This window comes from Streptomyces sp. NPDC003035 (assembly GCF_042888285.1).
Lineage (GTDB): Bacteria > Actinomycetota > Actinomycetes > Streptomycetales > Streptomycetaceae > Streptomyces.
The window spans coordinates 697685-713010 of record NZ_JBIAPJ010000004.1; the positions used below are offsets into that span (position 1 = coordinate 697685).

At 73.5% G+C, this 15326-nt stretch carries 10 protein-coding genes; 4 read left to right on the forward strand and 6 right to left on the reverse strand.

The features are described 5' to 3' along the window. Nucleotides 1–48 precede the first annotated feature (48 nt). The 3 genes from trmB to ACFYV5_RS16560 all read right to left on the reverse strand — a co-directional run bounded on the left by trmB (nt 49) and on the right by ACFYV5_RS16560 (nt 3675). Nucleotides 49–849 carry a tRNA (guanosine(46)-N7)-methyltransferase TrmB gene (trmB, locus tag ACFYV5_RS16550; protein WP_389168899.1) on the reverse strand — a complete coding sequence of 267 codons (801 nt, stop codon included), beginning with the start codon at nt 847–849 and terminating at the stop codon, nt 49–51. Between the two features lie 104 nt (nt 850–953). Further along, on the reverse strand, nt 954–2138 hold the full coding sequence (gene lhgO / locus ACFYV5_RS16555; RefSeq protein ID WP_389168901.1) for an L-2-hydroxyglutarate oxidase: 1185 nt from the start codon (nt 2136–2138) through the stop codon (nt 954–956). 91 nt (nt 2139–2229) lie between these two features. Further along, the gene (locus ACFYV5_RS16560) at nt 2230–3675 is read right to left on the reverse strand and encodes an MFS transporter (protein ID WP_389168903.1); all 1446 of its coding nucleotides are present in this window, start codon (nt 3673–3675) and stop codon (nt 2230–2232) included. A gap of 566 nt (nt 3676–4241) precedes the next feature. Here ACFYV5_RS16560 and ACFYV5_RS16565 point away from each other — a divergent pair. Next, entirely contained in the window at nt 4242–6362 is a 2121-nt protein-coding gene (locus ACFYV5_RS16565; protein ID WP_389168905.1) for an asparagine synthase-related protein, read from the forward strand. 247 nt (nt 6363–6609) lie between these two features. Here the strand turns inward: ACFYV5_RS16565 and ACFYV5_RS16570 are convergent, their stop codons facing one another. Together ACFYV5_RS16570 and ACFYV5_RS16575 are read right to left on the reverse strand one after the other, a co-directional pair. After that, nucleotides 6610–8601 (reverse strand): sigma-70 family RNA polymerase sigma factor, encoded by a 1992-nt coding sequence (locus tag ACFYV5_RS16570; RefSeq protein WP_389168906.1) that lies wholly within the window; start codon nt 8599–8601, stop codon nt 6610–6612. A gap of 191 nt (nt 8602–8792) precedes the next feature. Beyond that, nucleotides 8793–9560, reverse strand: a complete 768-nt coding sequence (locus tag ACFYV5_RS16575; protein ID WP_389168966.1) for a TetR/AcrR family transcriptional regulator — start codon at nt 9558–9560, stop codon at nt 8793–8795. A gap of 354 nt (nt 9561–9914) precedes the next feature. On the opposite strand from ACFYV5_RS16575, the gene ACFYV5_RS16580 reads away from it, so the two are divergent. Further along, nucleotides 9915–11315, forward strand: a complete 1401-nt coding sequence (locus ACFYV5_RS16580; protein ID WP_389168908.1) for an NAD(P)/FAD-dependent oxidoreductase — start codon at nt 9915–9917, stop codon at nt 11313–11315. 107 nt (nt 11316–11422) lie between these two features. Beyond that, nucleotides 11423–13048 (forward strand): SpoIIE family protein phosphatase, encoded by a 1626-nt coding sequence (locus ACFYV5_RS16585; RefSeq protein WP_355110971.1) that lies wholly within the window; start codon nt 11423–11425, stop codon nt 13046–13048. Here the strand turns inward: ACFYV5_RS16585 and ACFYV5_RS16590 are convergent. Beyond that, on the reverse strand, nt 13045–14322 hold the full coding sequence (locus ACFYV5_RS16590; RefSeq protein WP_389168910.1) for an MFS transporter: 1278 nt from the start codon (nt 14320–14322) through the stop codon (nt 13045–13047). The genes ACFYV5_RS16585 and ACFYV5_RS16590 overlap by 4 nt on opposite strands. Nucleotides 14323–14466: 144 nt before the next feature. Between ACFYV5_RS16590 and ACFYV5_RS16595 the strand changes: the two genes are divergently transcribed. After that, the gene (locus ACFYV5_RS16595; protein ID WP_355110973.1) at nt 14467–15006 is read left to right on the forward strand and encodes a MarR family transcriptional regulator; all 540 of its coding nucleotides are present in this window, start codon (nt 14467–14469) and stop codon (nt 15004–15006) included. Nucleotides 15007–15326 lie beyond the last annotated feature (320 nt).

Here is a 15326-nt window from a genome sequence, read left to right on the forward strand (position 1 = left end):
GCGTTCTCCTCGGGCGTTCTGCTTCCGGGCGTTCTCCGCCCGGGCCTTCTACTTCCTGGCGAAGAGCAGGTCGTGGACGACGTGGCCCTTGTCGAGGCCCTGCCCCTCGAAGCGGGTGAGGGGGCGGAAGGCCGGGCGGGGCGCGTAGCCGCCGTCGGCCTGGGTGTTCTCGAAGTCGGGGTGGGCGGAGAGGACCTCGAGCATCTGCTCGGCGTACTCCTCCCAGTCGGTGGCGCAGTGCAGGACGGCGCCGGGCTTCATCCGGGTGGCGAGCAGGGTGAGGAACTCGGGCTGGATGAGGCGCCGCTTGTGGTGGCGCTTCTTGGGCCACGGGTCCGGGAAGTAGACGCGGCAGCCGTCGAGGGAGTCGGCGCCGAGCATCTCGCGGAGCAGGATGATCGCGTCGCCGTTGGCGACCCGGACGTTCTCCAGTCCGTTCCGGTCGGCGAGACCGAGGAGGTTGCCCTGGCCGGGGGTGTGGACGTCCACGGCGAGGATGCCGGTGCCGGGGTCGGCGGCGGCCATCTGGGCCGTGGCCTCGCCCATGCCGAAGCCGATCTCCAGGACGACGGGCAGACCGCCGAACATCTCCTTCAGATCGAGGATCCGCTTGCCGTCGATGTCCAGGCCCCAGTCCGGCCACCGCTTGAGCATCGCCTCGGCCTGACCCGCGGTGACGCGGCTGCGACGGGGCTGGAAGCTGCGGATGCGCCGCTCGTGGTGCGAGCCGGCGGGGTCGGGCAGGGGCCCTTCCCCCGCGGCGAACCTCTGACTGCCCCGCTGGAAGACGACGGGCGGGGCGGAGGGCTCGGCGACGGGCTGCGTGGCGGTTTCTCGGGACTCAGACACAATGCGCCAATTCTACGGGGCCCGGCGACCCGGCCCCGTGTGGCGATCGTCCCTCTCCCCGGGGAGCCTCATGCGGGACAGGCGGCCCTACGAAGAGCGGCCGGCTACAGGAGTGCCAGGGCCCTGGACGCGACCTCTCGCCCGATCGGGAGGGACGCCGTCGCCGCCGGGCTCGGCGCGTTCAGGACGTGGACCGTCCTCGGGGCCTCCCGGATCAGGAAGTCGTCCAGGAGCGTGCCGTCCCGGAGCACCGCCTGCGCCCGCACCCCGGCCGGGGCCCGCCGCAGATCCGTTTCCTCCACCACGGGCAGCAGCCTGCGCACCGCCTCCGTGAAGGCCCGTTTCGACAGCGACCGGCGCAGCTCACCCGCTCCGTACCGCCAGTGCTCCCGGGCGATCTGCCAGGAGCCGGGCCACGCGAGCGTCCCCGCCAGGTCGCCGGGCCGGACGACCGACCAGCCGTATCCCTCGCGGGCCAGCGCGGGCACCGCGTTCGGCCCCACGTGCACGCCGCCGTCGACGCCCCGCGTGAGATGGACCCCGAGGAAGGGGAAGGCCGGGTCCGGCACCGGGTACACCAGGCCGCGGACCAGCGAGGGGTCCGCCAGCTCGTAGTACTCCCCACGGAAGGGGACGATCCGCATCCCCGGCTCGTCACCGGCCAGCCGTGCCACCCGGTCGCAGTGCAGCCCCGCGCAGTTCACCAGGACCCGGCCCCGCACCACGGTCCCGGCCGCCGTGCGGACGGCCACGCCCCAGGGCCGCCGGTCGATCGCGGTGACCGCGGAGCCGTACAGGATGCGCGCCCCGGAGGACTCGGCGAGCTGCGCCGCCACCGCTCCGTAGTCGCAGATCCCGGTCGTGCCGACATGGATCGCGGCGAGGCCCCGCACCCGCGGCTCGTACGCGCTGATCTGCGCCGGGCCCAGTTCACGCACCGGGATGCCGTTCTCCCGGCCACGCTGCACGAGCGCGTGCAGCCGGGGCAGCTCGTCGCGCCCCGTCGCGACGATGAGCTTGCCGGTGACCTCGTACGGCAGGCCGTACTCCGCGCAGAACTTGACCATCTCGGCCGCGCCCGCGACCGCGAACCGTGCCTTCAGGGACCCCGGGCGGTAGTAGATCCCGCTGTGGATCACCCCGCTGTTGCGCCCCGTCTGGTGGCGGGCCGGGCCGTGCTCCTTCTCCAGGACCGTGACACGGGTGCCGGGCGCGGCGCGGGTCAGGGCGTACGCCGTCGACAGACCGACGATCCCGCCGCCGATCACGAGCACGTCACAGTCCAACACCAGCGCCACCTCCCACCCCGATAGTGCACTGGCCCACTGACAATGCCGTTAAACCCGGTGGGACACGCGTCACGTCGAAGGGGCGCAAAGATCACGCCGGGGCCATCAGCAGCGGACGGGCCCGCTCCCGCAGCTCCATGACCCTCGGCTCGTCCCCGTACGGCTCCAGCCGGTGCAGCAGGTCCCGTACGTACTCCGTGGTCCGGGCGGACGAGATCCGGCCCGCCACCTCCACCGCGCGCGTGCCCGCCGCGCAGGCCGCGTCCAGATTGCCCGACTCGAGCTCGGCGACCGCCGACACCACGAGCCGCAGCCCGTGCGAGCGGACGAACTCCTCCGTCGGCCGGGACAGCGCCTGCTCGGTGAAGCGGCGCACCTGGCGCGGGGCCTTCAGATCGCGGTAGCACTCGGCGGCGTCGGCGCAGAACCGGTCGTACGAGTAGAAGCCCAGCCAGGTCGGGTCCGGATCACCCTCCCGCGAGCGCTCCAGCCAGCCCTCGGCCGCCTTGAGCGCGGCCGCGGCCGCCGCCCCGTCGTTGGCCTTGGCGTGCGCCCGGGCCTCCACGAGCCGGAAGAAGGACATGGTGCGGGCGGTGGCGAGCCCGCGGTTGCGCTCCAGGGCGGCCTGGGCGAGGTCCACGCCCTCGTCGGCGAAGCCCCGGTAGGTGGCCTGGAGGGACATCGAGGCGAGGACGTACCCGCCGAGCGGTACGTCGGCGGCGGCGCGCGCCAGGCGCAGCGCCTGGATGTAGTAGCGCTGGGCGGCCTCCTGCTGGCCGGTGTCGAAGGCCATCCAGCCGGCCAGCCGGGTCAGCTCCGCCGTCGCCCCGAACAGGGCCCGGCCGACCTCGTCCGAGTACGAGCCGAGCAGCAGCGGGGCGGCATCGACCCGTAAGCACTCCGGGACCATGGAGGAACGCCAGTCGCCGCCGCCGTACTTGGAGTCCCAGCGGCGCGCGTCCTCGGCCGCCTCACGGAGCTTGGCGACATCGCTGTGCCCCACGCGCGCGTGGGGGCCGGTCTCCGGGCCTTCGGGCGCCGGCCCGCCGGCGGGGTCGAGGAGCCGCTCCACGGAGGAGTCGGCGGGCGTTATCAGCCATCGGGAGGCGGGGGTCGCGTAGGCGCTGACCGCGAAGGATCCGGCCAGCGACTGCCAGATCCCGCCGCCGCCCGCCCGCCGGCCGGCGAGGTCCAGCCGGTACAGCTCCGTCGCCGAGCGGACCGCCTCGCCCACGTCGCGCGGGAAGGCGAGACCCACCTCCGGCGCCGGGTCGGCGTCGGCGAGGCCGATCTCGTGCAGCGGCACCGGCCGGCCGAGCTTCTGGCCGATCGCGGCGGCGATCAGATGCGGGGCGGCGCCCTGCGGCACCATGCCCTTCGACACCCACCGGGCCACCGAGGTCTTGTCGTAGCGAAGCGTCAGCCCCCGCTGCGCACCGAGGTCGTTGACGCGCCGGGCGAGGCCGGCGTTGCTGATTCCCGCGAGGGCGAGAACCGTGCCGAGCTTTTCGTTCGGCCCGCGTTGCTCCCTGGACATGACGCCACCCCTCGACACCCAAGACGGCCGCCACGACGCCGGGCATAGGCGTGCGGCATTCGTAAACACAGCGTAGTTCGCCGCATCCCTACCGTTAAGGGGCGGAGTTCCGTATGGCGGGATTGTTGTGTGAACAGACGGATGGGGGCCGGATGGCGTAGTGGCGTCGGCGCGGGAAGCCCCGGGCGGGGCGCGTGGGGCGCCTCCGGGCGCGTGCTCCGGTGGTGTGGCCGTGCGCCCGGCCGTGCGCTCTCGCCCGGTCGGCGGGGGAGCGCTTCCATGAGTGCTGCGTGGGTCGGCCCACCGGCTGTGGACCGGTGGGCCGGGGGACACCGTCGCCCCATTCCCCGCGGGCGGCGGACGGCTCCGGGAGGCGAACAGCGCCTCCCGGACTGCCGGACGGTTTCCGCGCCGTCGAGAATGGCCGAATGACGACCGTGGGCGAACCGGCCACAACTGTCCCATGCCAGGGGCGCATTCGCCTTTGCGCGCGCGACCCCGGACCCCCTCCTGTGCGCCGTTGTCGTGGCAGCATGTTCCTCCACTGAACCGACGTGGAGGCGCCGATGCGATGGCTGGTGGGCTGGAGCAGTGTCGCCGCGAGCTTCGGCCCGACGGGTACGGCCGGAGCCGTGGGGGGCATGGCGTCCGAGGGGCGCACGGTCCAGCCGGTGGGCGCACAACTCCTCTGGAGCGACCCCGATCCGCTGTGGGCGGTCGGCGACTGGCGCCCGGACGAGGTGCGGCTGATCAGCGTCGACGCGCACACCCGCCTTGCCGTACTGGGGTGTTGCGCCGCGAGCGACGAGGAGCTGAGGGTCGGGCTGCTCACCGCGCGCGGAGGCGCGCTGCGTCATCTCACCGCCTGGGCCGGCAGCTACACCGCCGTCGTGCGGGTCGGCGGCCGGATCACCGTGACGGGTGATCTGGCGGGCGCCCGGCCCGTGTTCCACACCCCGTGGGCGAAGGGCACGGCGTACGCGACCGCCGCCCTGCCCCTCGCGGACCTCATCGAGGCCCAGCTCGACATCGGGCACCTGGCCGCGCTGCTCGCCTGCCCCGAGACCCCGGAGGCGCTACGCGACTCCACGCCGTACGAAGGGGTCAAGCGAGTGCCGCCCGGGCACGCGTTGATCCTGCGCGAGGGCTCGCGCGAGATCACCGGGTACGAACCGGTGGCCTCGCTCGCGGTCGCCGCCGCAGAGATCGAGCCGCGCCGGGCGGTGGAGGGCGTACGGGACGCACTGGTCGACGCCGTACGGGCCCGGCTCACCGCGCCCCGGCACGCACCGGAGGCTCCGCTGCCGGACCCCGGGCCCGTCCCCGGCATGGGGCCCGCCGAGCGGCGGGCCGCCCGGGGCGGCGGACCGGCGCCCGGGATCGGCGCGGACCTCTCCGGGGGCAGCGCGTCCGGGACGCTCGCCCTGCTGGCCGCCGGCCTGCCCGGCGTCCCCGGCACGATCCTCGGCCACGGCACGGGCGCCGGGGAGCGGCTGCTCGCCGTCACCTTCAACGACCTGGCGACCGGCGGTTCTCCGAGCCGGGAGGACGAGCTGGAGCGGGCGCGGGCGATCGCCGCGAACCCCCGGCTGCACCATGTGGTCGTGGCGGCGGGCGAGGAGGCGCTGCCCTACGCGGAGCTGGACGGTCCGCTGACCGACGAGCCGGGTCCCTCGCTCGTCGTCGCCGGCAGGCACCGGCGGCGCCTCGCGGGCGGCAGCGCGGACCACTTCACGGGCCTGGGGGCCCGTCAGGTCCTGGACGCGCACCCGGCGCGCCTCGCCGACCTGCTGATGGACCGGCGGCGCAGGTCGCTGGTGCGCCCGGTGGCGGCGCTCGCCAAGGCCACGGGACCGTCGGCGGGCTCGCTGCTCGTGCCGCTGACGGTCTACCGGGCGGCGCGCCGGCTCGCCCGCACCCCCTACCGGTCCGGTCTGGAGGCGGCGGCGACGCGGCTCCTGGAGGCGAACCGTCCGGGGCCCGGGGCCTTCGGCCCCCTAGAGGCGTCCCTCTCCGCCCTGACCTGGTCGCGTCCCGGTCCCGCGGCGCGCTGGCTGACGGGCGAGGCGCTGGCCGAAGTATCGGTTCGCCTGACCCGGGCGGCGACGCTGCCGACATCGGTGCAGCGGCCGGGAGAGGCACGCGCGCGTGCGGCGCTCGCCCGGGCGGCGGCGGACCACCGCGTGCTCGAACAGGCTGCGGAGATCCGCAGCCAGCGCCTCCACGCCCCGTTCCTCGACAACCAGGTGGTACGGGCCTGCCGCGCCCTTCCCGAACCGCTGCGGGTCCAGCCCGGCGCCCGGGCGGCCGTCCTGCGCACGGTCCTCGCGGGGGCGGGCATCCACGACCTCCCGCCGGGCTGGGGCACGCCGAACCCCGCGATCCCGGCCTCGGCCGTCCGCGCGGGCCTGCGCGCCGCGCTCCCCGACCTCATGGAGCTCTTCGCCGCCCCGCTCCTCGCGGACGCGGGCCTGATCGAGGCCCGCGTGGTCCGCAAGGCCCTGCAGGCGGCCGCCGAGGGGGAGCCGGTCCCGCTGGACGGCCTCGCCGACCTGGTCTCCACCGAACTCTGGCTCCACCGCCTCCTCGCCCGCCGCGGCACCTGCTGGACGGGCACGGCGGCGCCCCCGCGGCAACGGGCGGTGGTGGGACCGCTGGTGCCGTCGACGAGGTCGCTGTCGGCGTGAAGCCGGGCCGCGGGGCTCTCCTCCGGCTCCGGTCCGTCCACAGGCTGGGGACGAGCGGGCCGCTCTCCCGTCACGGCGCTCCTCGGCGGATGCTCACCGAGCAGGCCACGCTGCCGCCGGGCACGGCGGAGGCCCGGCGACGGACCCGGAATCGCTGCGGGAACGGGCTCGGGAGTCGGGCCGGGTCATCCGACCGGCGAGGTGACCGCCCCGGCGGAGCCGTACGGGACGGGTGGCCGCCGCCCGGTCAGGCGCAGCTGATCCTCGACTGGGCCCAGTCCGCGACCGCCACCCGGCCGAACGGGGTGTGTTCCTCCACCACCAGGCGGATCGTCTTACGGCCGGCGATGCCGACGTGGACCGGGATCGCCGGGTCGCCGGGCCGGACCACGGCGGAGCGCCAGAGCCGCTCACCGTCTCCGTAGACGGAGAAGCGGACGCCGCCGACCCGGAGGGGCGCGCTCAGGTCGTCGATGCCGACGACCGCGTCGTAGCCGGCGCACCGGCGGTTGAGGTCGATGGTGAGCGAGGACGGCGCCTGGACGCTCACGCCGTGCGCGTACCGCGTGCCGCCGATCGACAGGCCCTCGCGCTGCCACATCCAGCTGCTGTCGCTGAGCCGTACCTCCGGCTTGGTGCCGTCGCCGGCGATGCCGTAGTCCAGTCGGTTGACCTGGTAGACGGCGGGCGGGGTCGGCGGCGGGAGCTTGGGCGCGGTCGGCTTCGGCTTCGGCTTCGGCGGGGCCGGCTTGGGCGGGGCGGGCTTCGGGGTCGGCTTGGGGCTGGGCTTCGGCGGGGGCGGCTTCGGCGTCGGTGTCGGCTCCGGGGCCTGCACGCGCACGACCGGCGGCGGAGTGGGCTTGGGCGACGGCTTCGGCTTCGGCGGTGGGGCCGGCTCCGGCGGTACGGCGGGGGCGACGGTCGGCGGCGACGGTACGGGCTTCGCGACCGGCTGAGGGTCCCCTGACAGCGCCCACACCAGACCCGCGGTCGCCGCGACGGCCACGGCCGCGGCGATACCAGCCTTCGCGGGGGCGCCGAGCCCCTCGGCCACGGCGGCGGAGGACACCCCGGCCGTGGTCGACGAACCGGCTCCCGTCGCGGCGGCGGCCGCTCCGGCACCGGCCGCGCCCGCCGCCCCGCCGGCCACGACGCCCGCGGCCTTGAGCGAGTACCCGGCGGCGAACCAGCCGATGACGGCGATCGGCAGCAGCGCCGGGATCCCGGCGTTGACGTGCGCCAGCTCGCCGGCCGCGAGCCGGCACTTGGCGCACTCCTCCAGGTGCTTGCGCAGCCCGCGCTCGGCCCGCATCCGCAGCCCGCCGCGCGCGTAGGCGCCGAGCCGGTCGGCGTAGCGGGAGCAGTCCCCGCCGGTGGTGAGGGACTGGCTGACGTGGGCCTGGAGGTAGGCCTGCTTGAGGCCCTCGCGGGCCCTGCTGGCGAGGACGGCGGTGGCGTTGGCGGTCAGGCCGAACAGCGGCGCGACCTCGCTCGGCGACTCCTCCTCGACGGTGGTGTGCCACAGCACGGCCTGCCAGCGCTCGGGCAGCGAGCGGAACGCCTGCATGGCCAGGGACTGCTCGGCCTCGTGCATGGCCAGGACGTCCGCCCCGAGATCCAGGGTGTCGTGATCGGACACCTCGGAGCCGCGGGCGGCCTGCGCGGCGAACACCGCGAAGTCCTCGACCAGATGCTCCCGCTTCTGTGTCCGCGTCCAGTTCGCGGCCACCCGCCGGACGGTGGTCAGGAGGTAGGCGCGGACGGCCTGCTCGGGCCCTGCCCCGCCCCGTACCGCCTGGAGCGTGCGGGCGAACACCTCCGCCGTCAGGTCGTCGGCGGTGTGCGCGTCGCGGCAGCACGTCCTGGCGTAGCGCCGCACGGCCTCGGAGTGGCGGCGGAACAGCTCTTCGTACGCGGTGTCGTCGCCGTCCCGCATCAGCTGGACGAGGTCGGCGTCGGACGGCGGGAGTTCGAGCGGCGGCGGCAGTACGGTGCCGGGCTCGTCGTCGCTGTCGAGGACCGGGAAGACCCCGCCCTCACGCTGCTGCGGCACGCTCGGGTCGGCGGGCCCCGGTACGGAGCCGGGCGCCGCGACCGGCACGCCGGCGGCCGGTGCCCCCGCGGGCGCGCCCGAGGAGCCTCCCGGCCCGCCCTGGCTCGGCACCTGCCGGGGCGAAAGGCCCCCGGTCTCCGTGGCACCGCCGTTGTTCAGCGGCTCGTCCCGACCGTCACCGCTCATCGCGGAAGCCCCGTATGCACGCTCAGACCCGAACACCGGACAAGAGTGCCACAGAGCGCAGGCGCGCCGAACCCGCGCGTCCACTTACCACTCGTCCGGGGCGACTTCCCGTATCCGGGCGTAACCGCTCGCCCGTGCGTGGAATGCTCAACGGTCCGCCCCGGACCACTCGACGACCCGACCAGGGCGCGCTACCGCGAGCGCAGACCCTCCAGGAGGATGTCCAGGAGCCGGGTCGAGGCCGCCGCCTGCTGCGCCGCGTCGGGCAGCGCGGGCGCCGCCGTGGCTATGACGAGGAGGACGTCGGCCACGGTCACGTCCGTACGCAGCTCGCCCGCCTCACGGGCTCGGTCGACCAGCCGGCCGACGACCTCCAGGAGCTCCGCCGCGCCGGTGTTCTCGTCCTGCTCGGCGTCCGGCACCGCACGCGGCCCGACGACCCGCTGCTCGGCCTGGTGGGCGAAGCCCCGCTGGTGCGGCACCCGCGCCTCGCCCGCCGCCGCCTGCGACGGCAGCAGCAGATCGTCCGCGTCCACGCCCACCCGGAGGATCTGCGGCGGCAGCAGCCGTCCCGCGCCCGAGGCCACCGAGGTCCGCAGGAACCGGGAGAGCGCCGACCAGGGCTCCTCCTCCTGCCCGAGAGCCGTGCGGGCCTGCTCGGTCAGCCGGGCGGTCTCCTCCTCGGCTATCCGGCGCACCAGGACGTCCTTGCTGGGGAAGCGGCGGTAGACCGTCCCCACACCGACCCGGGCGCGGCGCGCCACGTCCTCCATCGGCGCCCCGTAGCCCAGTTCGCCGAAGACCTCGCGCGCGGCGCGCAGGACGTGCTCCAGGTTCCGCTGCGCGTCCACGCGCAGCGGCGCCGAGCGGCCGACCGGCGCCGTCGTTCCCATCCGTCCGTTGACCGAGCCGTCCGTCGCCCCGACGACGGCCTGCCAACGTGAATCCTGCATGTGCATAAGCGTTCCCCCGCTCATGATGTCTCCCCCCGGAGACTCCCCGCCCTGACACGGGATCTCCGGACCGTTCCACGCTCTGGTCCACGCGCTGCGATCCGACACCCCGACGAAGTACGAACATAGTTGAGTCGGGGTCAATTCAGAAGGGGGAGTTCCGTACGGTGCGCCCCCCGATCGGAGCAAGGGCCTGAACTCTCCCGATTCTGACCCCCCGACCCACCCTTCACCCCTATCCTGACCTGCGCTTTTGGCGCTCTACACACCGTGCACGCCACCCCACGCCTCCACGCCCGGCCGGTCACACAATTTGCCGGGCCTGTGGACAAACCCCGAACGGCGTTGCGTCATGGGACAGTGACCGAACCTGTGCGCATTCTCGTTGTCGGCGGTGGCTACGTCGGGATGTACACCGCGCTGCGCCTGCAGCGGCAGCTCAAGGCCGAGCTCAGAAGCGGTGCGGTCGAGATCACGGTGGTCACGCCCGACCCGTACATGACGTACCAGCCGTTCCTCCCCGAGGCGGCGGCCGGTTCCATCTCCCCGCGCCATGTCGTCGTCCCGCTCCGCCGCGTCCTCGACAAGTGCCGGATCGTCATCGGAGAGGTCCACGCCGTCGACCACGCGAAGCGGACGGCGACGCTCACCACCCTCGCCACCGAGGAGGAGGGCACCGGGAGCGTCCAGCTCGGTTACGACGAACTGGTCATCGCGCCCGGCTCGATCTCCCGCACCCTCCCCGTCCCCGGCCTCGCCGACTACGGCATCGGTTTCAAGACCGTCGAAGAGGCCATCGGGCTGCGCAACCACGTCATCGAGCAGATGGACATCGCCTCCTCCACCCGCGACCCGGGCCTGCGCGACGCCGCCCTCACCTTCGTCTTCGTCGGCGGCGGCTACGCGGGCGTGGAGGCGCTCGGGGAGCTGGAGGACATGGCCCGCTACACCGCGCGGTACTACCACAACATCAAGCCGGAGGACCTGAAGTGGGTCCTGGTCGAGGCCTCGAACCGGATCCTTCCCGAGGTCGGCGAGAAGATGGGCAAGTACGCGATCCGCGAGCTGCGCGGCCGCAACATCGACGTACGTCTGGAGACCCGACTGGAGTCCTGCGAGGACCGGGTCGCCGTCCTGAGCGACGGCACGCGCCTGCCGACCCGTACGGTCGTCTGGACGGCCGGCGTCAAACCCGCACCGGTCCTCGCCGCCACCGACCTGCCGCTCGACGGACGCGGCCGGCTCAGGTGCACCGCACGGCTCACCGTCGACGGAGTCGAACACGCCTGGGCGGCGGGAGACGCGGCGGCCGTCCCCGACATCACGGCGGAGGAGCCGGGCGCGGAGTGCGCGCCGAACGCGCAGCACGCCGTGCGCCAGACCAAGGTGCTCGCCGAGAACATCGCCGCCTCCCTGCGCGGACAGCCGCTCAAGGAGTACGCCCACACGTACGCCGGCTCGGTCGCCTCCCTCGGCCTCCACAAGGGCGTGGCACACGTCTACGGCCGCAAACTCAAGGGCTACCCGGCCTGGTTCATGCACCGCGCCTACCACCTCAGCCGTGTCCCGACCTTCAACCGGAAGGCCCGCGTCCTGGCCGAGTGGACCCTGTCCGGACTGTTCAAGCGGGAGATCGTCTCGCTCGGCTCGCTGGAACACCCCCGCGCCGAGTTCGAACTCGCCGCCGCGCCCCCGCCCCCGAAGAACGGCCCCAGGAACGGCCCCCCGAGCAGCCCCGAGAACGGCCCGAAGCCGCGCTGACACCGATGTCAGTGCGGTCGGTCACACTGGACGTGTGACCATAGGTGGGCTCACACCTGCACAGAGTGACTCAGCACGGCCAACGACACCCCGAGGCATACGAATCCGTGAACTTCACCCGTTGGAGCGCCCGACTCCCCGGCACGCAGCGCCGCACCGCGGCGCGGGGGACCGAGGGCTCCGTGCCCGCGGCCCGCGGGGAGTACGAGCAGCAGCCTGAGCACCTCCCCGACGAGGTCCCCGCCCTGGAGGACTTCTCCGTACGCGAGATCATCGGCCGCCTCCCCGGTCTGGTCGCGCTCGTGCACGGCCCCGAGCACCGCATCGCGTACGTCAACGACGCCTACGCCGCCGCCTTCGGCCCCCGCCCGGCAGGGGCAACCGTCGCCGACGCCTGCCCCGAGGCCCATGAGCTCGGTCTGCTGCCGCTGATGGACCAGGTCCTGCGCAGCGGCAAACCCCGTACGGTCAAGTCCCGCAAGACCCAGGAAGGCGGCTCGTACACGGTCACCTGCCTGCCCGTGGACTCCCCGCGCTTCGAGGGCGGCGCCGTCCTCGTCCACGCGGCCGACGTCACCGACCACGCGGAGGCGGCCGAGCGGCTGCGCGCCAGCGAGCGCCGGCACCGCGAGACCGCCGTCACGCTCCAGCGCTCCCTGCTCCCGCAGGAGCTGGAGCAGCCCGACGACCTCAGGATCGCCGCCACTTACCAGCCCGGCGGCACGGACGCGGCGGTCGGCGGCGACTGGTACGACGTCATCACCCTCGGCGCCGGCCGCACCGCGCTGGTCATCGGCGACGTCATGGGTCGCGGCGTACGCGCGGCAGCCGTCATGGGCCAGCTCCGTACGGCCGTCCGCGCCTACGCCCGGCTCGACCTGCCCCCGCACGAAGTGCTCCAGCTGCTCGACGGCCTCGCCGCCGAGATCGACGCCAGCCAGATCGCCACCTGCGTGTACGCGGTCCACGACCCCAACGAGGGCCGGCTCGTCTACGCCTCCGCCGGCCACCTCCCGATCCTCGTCAGGGACGAGGACGGCACGGTCCGCCGCGCCGAGGACCCCACCGGCCCCCCGCTCGGCACCGGCGGCTGGCTGCACACCTCCGGCACGATCGCCCTGCCCCCCGGCTCCACCGCCGTCCTCTATACGGACGGTCTCGTCGAACGCCGCCGCGAGGACATCGACGAAGGCGTCGCCGCGCTGGAGCGCGCCCTGTCCGGCGCCCTCGGCACTCCGCAGGTCGTCTGCGACCGGCTGCTGCGTTCGCTCGGCGTCACCGCCGAGCACGACGACGACGTGGCGGTCCTGGTGGTCCAGCACCCGGCCCGCGAGGGCGCGGACGCCGAGCTCTTCCACAACGCGGCCCTGGAGCTCCTCGGCGGAGTGGAGGCCGCCCCTCGCGCGCGTGCCTTCGCGACAGGCGTCCTCTCCAGCTGGCGCTTCCCGGTCGAACTGCGCGACCTCGGCGTTCTCGCCACCAGCGAGCTGGTGGCGAACTCCCTCAAGCACGGCACCCCGCCGATGCGCCTGCGGCTGCGTCGCACCGACCGGCGCCTGATCATCGAGGTCACGGACGGAGACGACCATCTGCCGCGCCGCCGCAGGGCGGAGACGGAGGACGAGGCGGGCCGCGGGATCTCGATCATCGCGACGATCGCCTCGTCCTGGGGAAGCCGCCGTACGCCCGGGGGCGGCAAGGCGGTCTGGTGCGAGTTCGCCCTGCCCGACTAGGCGGCGGCGGTCTCCTTCTCGGGCTGGTGCCTCGCGACGACCCGTGAGGTCTTCGCGGCGAGCGAGGGCTGGTCCTGCACCGGCGTGAGCTGCTTGCCGAGCCGCAGGGCAAGGAACGTGATCCCGAGCGAGAAGAGCACGAAGGTCACGATGTACGGTCCGTGCAGCGAGGCCCCCATGGGCCCGCCCACGGCCGGCCCGACGGCCAGCGCGAGCTGCTTGACCAGAGCGAACGCCGAGTTGTACTGCCCGACCATCGACTCCGGGGCCAGGTCGGCCACCAGCGGCGCCACGGTCGGCGACAGCATCGCCTCACCGAGCCCGAAGAGGGCGTACGTGGAGATGAAGGCCGCGGTCGCCATCGCCTGGCTGCCGTGCCCGAGCCCCGCGTACCCGGCGATCACCCACGCCACGGCCCAGATCAGACCGACGGCCGCGATCACCCGCGTGCGGCGACGGCGCTCGACGAACCTCAGCACCACGAACTGCGCGACGACGATGACGGCCGTGTTGGCGGCCAGCGCGATCCCGAGCGTCGACGGCTGGATGCCCGCGGCCTCCGTGCCGTACGCCGCGAGACCCGACTCGAACTGCCCGTAGCAGGCGAAGAACAGCACGAAGCCGAGGACGCACAGCTGGACCATGGCCTTGTGCCCGAGCAGCGACCGCAGCCCGCCGCCCTGGGAGCCGGCCGGACGCGTGCTCCGCAGGGCGGGGGAGCCCGGCATCCGGACGGTCACCACGACCCCGGCGAGCACGAGGAACATTGCCGCCTCGATCGAGAAGAGAAGGAGGAAGCTGTCCGGCCGGCTCTCGTCGACGAGCTGGCCGCCGATCAGACCACCCACGCCCAGTCCCAGGTTCTGCAGGAAGAACTGCATGGCGAAGGACCGCGTACGGGTCGACGGGTCCGAGCACCAGACGATCATCGTCGCGAGCGCCGGCTGCATCACGGCGGTACCGGCACCGAGCAGCGCGGCCGATCCGACGGCGGCCGGCACGCTCTCCGAGAGCCCCATGCCCAGAGCGCCGAGGGACGCGAGGACGGCGGCGACCAGAAGAACCGGGACGGGGCCGCGCCGGTCGATGGCGCGCCCGCTGAAGGGCAGGACGACGAGTGCGGCCAGGGCGAAGACGGCGAGCACGATGCCCGCCGTTGACGCGCCCAGATCCCGCACCTGAGCGACATACACATAGAGGTACGGAACGGTGAAGCCGAGTCCGAACGCGCTCAGCGCGCTGCCTGCCTGGATCCGGCGCATCGCTGCACCCATCGCCTTGGTCACACCCACCCACTTCAAGAGGAGGGCTTCAGCCCTGTAGGACTGAGCCCTGAAGACTTCAATACTAAAGTTCGATGGTTAACAGTACACATGGAAGGACTTCAATGCCAACGGCGACCGTGGGATACTCCCCGCATGTCCGACACCCCCGAGCCGAGCCTCGACGAACAGATCGCGGCCTACCAGCGCGAGTACCGCGAGCTCGACCCCCAGGTCGAGAAGGTCGTCTCCGCCCTCGGCCGGCTGAACCGGCGGATGAACGTGGCGTACGGCCGCCAGCTCGCCGACCTCGGCATCAGCAACGCCGAGTGGGAGGTCCTCAAGACCCTCGTCCTGGCCGGCGCCCCCTACCGCCTCGGCCCCGGCGAGCTGGCCAAGCGCCTGGGCCTCACCCCGGCCGCGATGACGCACCGCATCGACCGGATGGCGGGCGAGGGCCTGGTCACCCGCGACCGCGACGAGAGCAACCGCGTGCGGGTGATCGTGGAGCTGACGGACGAGGGCCGCTCGAAGTGGCTCGAGGCGATGCGCATGGCGACGGGCTTCGAGGAGGAGCTCCTCCAGGACCTGACGAGCGAGGAGCGCGGCGGCCTCGGCGAGATGCTGATCCGCCTCCTGCGCAGGGTCGAACACACCCAGCCGGACGCGGGCGGCCGGCTCACGGACCTCGACTGACAGGCCCTGCGGCCGCACGGAGAGCCGGGGTTGACACACCCCTCCCGTATCCGTAGTGTTCTCCGAGTTGTCGCGGGGCCGGAACGGTTCTGCGACAGCCACTCCCGCCGCTGATGCGGCAACTCAACTCAGCACGATCTCCCACTCGGGAAGAATTTCGGCATGCCGAAATTTATTTCGATTGACTCGATTATGAGTCGCCCGGGAAATCCGCTAGAGTTTGAGCGTCGGAACGGCCCAACAGCCGCAAAGACAATCCCCTCTGACTGGGAATCAGGCCCGAAAGGATCTGATAGAGTCGGAAACGCCGGAAGGCCGGA